This window comes from Brevundimonas sp. (genome assembly GCF_031082345.1).
GTDB lineage: Bacteria > Pseudomonadota > Alphaproteobacteria > Caulobacterales > Caulobacteraceae > Brevundimonas.
In genome coordinates, this window is the sequence record NZ_JAVHLH010000035.1 from 4,480 (window position 1) to 8,214 (window position 3,735).

General features: G+C 70.0%; 5 protein-coding genes. 3 read left to right on the plus strand and 2 right to left on the minus strand.

Features of this window, described 5'->3' with window-relative positions:
* A partial coding sequence (locus tag RDU12_RS03935) for an NAD-binding protein (protein ID WP_308684129.1) occupies positions 1–860 on the plus strand: 860 nt, incomplete at its 5' end.
* A gap of 37 nt (positions 861–897) precedes the next feature.
* Here RDU12_RS03935 and RDU12_RS03940 read toward each other — a convergent pair.
* Entirely contained in the window at positions 898–1,467 is a 570-nt protein-coding gene (locus tag RDU12_RS03940; protein ID WP_300291773.1) for a DUF4142 domain-containing protein, read from the minus strand.
* A gap of 92 nt (positions 1,468–1,559) precedes the next feature.
* Here RDU12_RS03940 and dusA point away from each other — a divergent pair, with 92 nt between their 5' ends.
* Both dusA and RDU12_RS03950 read left to right on the plus strand, forming a co-directional pair.
* A complete protein-coding gene (dusA, locus tag RDU12_RS03945; RefSeq protein WP_300291775.1) occupies positions 1,560–2,573 on the plus strand; it encodes a tRNA dihydrouridine(20/20a) synthase DusA in 1,014 nt (337 codons plus the stop codon).
* A gap of 109 nt (positions 2,574–2,682) precedes the next feature.
* Complete coding sequence (locus RDU12_RS03950) at positions 2,683–2,994, plus strand: hypothetical protein (RefSeq protein WP_300291777.1); 312 nt, start codon at positions 2,683–2,685, stop codon at positions 2,992–2,994.
* On the opposite strand, the gene RDU12_RS03955 is transcribed toward RDU12_RS03950, so the two are convergent.
* Positions 2,991–3,614, minus strand: a complete 624-nt coding sequence (locus RDU12_RS03955; protein ID WP_308684130.1) for a DUF4126 domain-containing protein — start codon at positions 3,612–3,614, stop codon at positions 2,991–2,993. The genes RDU12_RS03950 and RDU12_RS03955 overlap by 4 nt on opposite strands.
* Between the last annotated feature and the right edge of the window lie 121 nt (positions 3,615–3,735).

The window sequence follows — 3,735 nt, forward strand, 5'->3', positions numbered from 1 at the left end:
ATACCGTCCGCCAGGGGCAGGTGATCGCCCGGGTGAAGGACGACCGCCTCGCGCTGCAGACCGGAGCCTTCGACGCCCAGGTCTCGGCCTCGATGACCGCCATCGTCATCCTGTCGATGGTGCTGACGCCCCTGACCACCATGGCGGTCGGCCGCTTCATGCCCGCCTCGACCCTCGACCCCGACGACGCCGATGGCGTGGACCGGGCCGAGAACCTGCGCGAGCGGGTGCTGATCATCGGCTTCGGCCGCTTCGCCCAGGTCGTGTCCCAGCCCCTGCTGGCCCGCAACGTCGACGTCTCCATCATCGACACCGACGTCGAGATGATCCAGGCCGCCGGCGACTTCGGCTTCAAGGTCTACTACGGCGACGGCGCCCGCCTCGACGTCCTCCACGCCTCCGGCGCCGGCAAGGCCGAAACCATCCTCGTCTGCGTCGACAAACAGGAAACCGCCGACCGCATCGTCGAGCTGGTCAAATCCGAATTCCCACTGACCAAACTGTTCGTCCGCGCCTACGACCGCGGCCACGCCATCCGCCTCGTCCAGGCCGGCGTGGAGTATCAGCTGCGCGAAACCTTTGAATCAGCGCTCGTTTTTGGTGAACAGGTGCTGATCGATCTCGGCTTCTCGGCCGACGAGGCTAGCCAAACTATCGAGGATGTCCGCCGCCGCGACGAAGAGCGGCTCTCGATCCAGCTGGTCGAAGGGATCATGGGCGGCCGGTCGCTGATGCGCGGCAACATCGCCACCACCCGGCCCGAGCCCTACATCAAGCCGCGCCGCGAGGGCACCGCCCTCAACGAGGAGGCGGCCGAGGCCCTGGAAGAGGACGAGGAACGCGAAAAGGCCGGCGCCTGATCGACGCCGGCCCTCGATTTCATCGCAGGGGCGGTGACTACATCGCCGCCTTGATCTGCTCCGCCTGACGCAGGTGGGCCTCGAGCTTCGGAACCACCGAACGGGCGTGGGCCGACAGCGGCGACTCATGATCCGAGAAGCCGCGGTGCAGGGTCAGCGCCTCGTTGTGGGCGGCGATCTGCTGGTCGATCCAGGTCATGTCGAAGGTTTCCGCCGAGGCCGAGCGCAGGTTGTCGAGCAGGCCCTGACGACGTTCGTCCAGCTCGGTCGGCGGCGCGACGTCCGGCGCGGCCTGCGGCAGCATGGCCTTCATGGCGTTGGACGCGGCCGTGTGATCGGTCTTGATCAGGGTCGCCAGCTCCCGAACCTGGGCGTTCTGCGACCGTTCCAGCGCGATGTCCGCGGCCATGATCTCGTACATGTCGCCTTCCGCGGCGTTCGGCACATAGCCTTCGACGGTATTGGCGCCGAGGGTCGCGGCCGAGGTCTGGCCGACCGGGACGGAGGCCATGTCCTGGGCCTTGTCGACGACTTCGGGGCTCTGTTCCGGGTTGCAGGCGGCGAGCAGGGCGACGCAGGCGGCGCCGGCGAGTAGGGGTCTGATCATGATTTCCTCCTTGGAGACCCGGAGAACAGCCGAGGTCCGCCACGGTTCCCGTGGTCGCATCGGCCGCGGGTTCGGTGTATGCAGCCCGCCCGATGGACCGCCGCCTCTCGATCGCCCCGATGATGGACTGGACCGACCGGCACTGCCGGGCGTTCCATCGCACCCTCACGTCCCGGGCCCTGCTCTATACCGAGATGGTCACGGCCCCGGCCGTGATCCACGGCGACCGTGAGCGTCTGCTGGGCTTCGATGCGGTCGAGCATCCCGTGGCGCTGCAACTCGGCGGCTCCGACCCGGACCAGCTGGCCGAGGCCGCCCGCATCGGCGAGGCCTTCGGCTATGACGAGATCAACCTCAACGTCGGCTGCCCGTCCGACCGGGTCCAGTCGGGCCGTTTCGGCGCCTGTCTGATGCGCGAGCCGCAACTCGTCGCGGACTGCATGGCGGCGATCAAGGCGGCGGTCGCCGTCCCCGCCACCGTCAAATGCCGCATCGGCGTCGACGATCAGGACCCGGCGGTCTCCCTGTTCGAGACCGTCGACGCCTGCGCCGCCGTCGGCGTCGAAGTCTTCGTCGTCCACGCCCGCAAGGCCTGGCTGCAGGGCCTGTCGCCCAAGGAGAACCGCGACGTCCCGCCGCTGGACTACGCCCTCGTGCGCCGGCTGAAGCGCGAGCGGCCGCACCTGTCGGTGACGATCAACGGCGGCGTCGCCTCGCTGGACGAGGCCGAGGCGCACATGGACGCCGCCGACGGCGTGCGGCTGGACGGCGTCATGCTGGGCCGGGCCGCCTATCACGAGCCCGCCATTCTGGGTCAGGCGGACCGGAGGCTGTTCGGCGCCACGACCCCCGACGTCGACGCCTGCGCCGCCATCGACCGCTATCGCCCCTATATGGCCGCCCGGCTGGCCGAGGGCGTCCATCTGCCGGCCATGACCCGGCATATGCTCGGCCTGATGCACGGGCGGCCCGGCGCGCGGACCTTCCGCCGCATCCTGACCGTCGAGGCGGTCAAGCCGGACGCCGGCCTCGAGGTGGTCGACCGCGCCGTCGAGGCGGTGCGCGAGGCCGAGGCCCGGATGGAGCTGCGCACCGAGGCGGCCTGACGGGCGTCCTGATGCAACGGCAACACACCGCCGGCGGTTGTCGCGTGTTTACCCTGTGCGGCTGGAACAGAGCGGCGCCGCTTCGCATTCGGCTGGGCAGGAGTAAGCCATGCCCAAGAGTCCGACTTCCAAGCCTGACCTGCGCCTCGTCCCCGGCGATGCGGAAATCTACGACCTGATGCGGACCCCCGAGACGACCTCGGACCGGGTGCGCCGGCTTCAACTCGAGGCCCGGGCGCTGGCGGTCGAGCAGGTCGAGTCGCTGGAACGGGTGCTGCTGGAAGCCTCGCGGATGGCGAAGGAAATCGCCGACGGCGGCGACGCCTATCCGGTGGGGGCTCGGGAGCTGGCCGGGCGGCTGTCGGCCGACCTGCCGGCCAAGGCCGAGACCCTCAAGGCCATCATCAGCCGCGCCCTCTAGGCCCGCGCCGGCTGTCGCTCGCGGATGCGGCGCGCCAGCCGGAACACGACGACGGCCAGCCCGAGCAGCACCAGCGGGATCACGATCGGCGCCAGGAAGGCGACGATCACGGTGAAGACGGCGAGCACGTCCTCGATCAGCGACACCACCGGGTTGCCCAGTCCGCCCGTGGTCGCCGTCGAGCCGACCCTGACCCCGGTCTGGGCCGCGTTGAAGGCCAGGGCCGCCGGCGCGCCGACAATCAGCCCCGCCACCGCCGCCATGCCCGGATCGACCGCCCAGAAGACGCTGCCGGCGGCGATCGCGCCGGCCACCGGCCGGGTGACGTAGCCGATCGCGTTCAGGCCATGGTCGATGGCGGGCACCTTGTCGCCGAGGAACTCCGCCATCGTCGCCACGCCGAGCGCCGCGATGGCGGGCCACGAGACCAGCCAGTCCATCTGTTCGATCAGCCGCACGTCGAACAGCTCGAACCGCGCCGCCAGGGCCAGCATCAACAGCGGCAGGAAGGTCCGCAGCCCCGTCGCCGAGGCCAGTCCCAGCCCCAGCAGGGCCGGCAGGATCCAGACCTGCATCGGCCCGGCCGCCGCGCCCAGCGCTTCCAGATCGACCTCCGGCATCGTCATCTCCTTGCACCGCCCCGCTACAATGCCCGGGAACACCCGACCGCTCCATCGGCTTTCCCGTTATCGCCGAAACAGGAGCCGACCATGGACGACCGCTTCGAACACCGCGCCGACC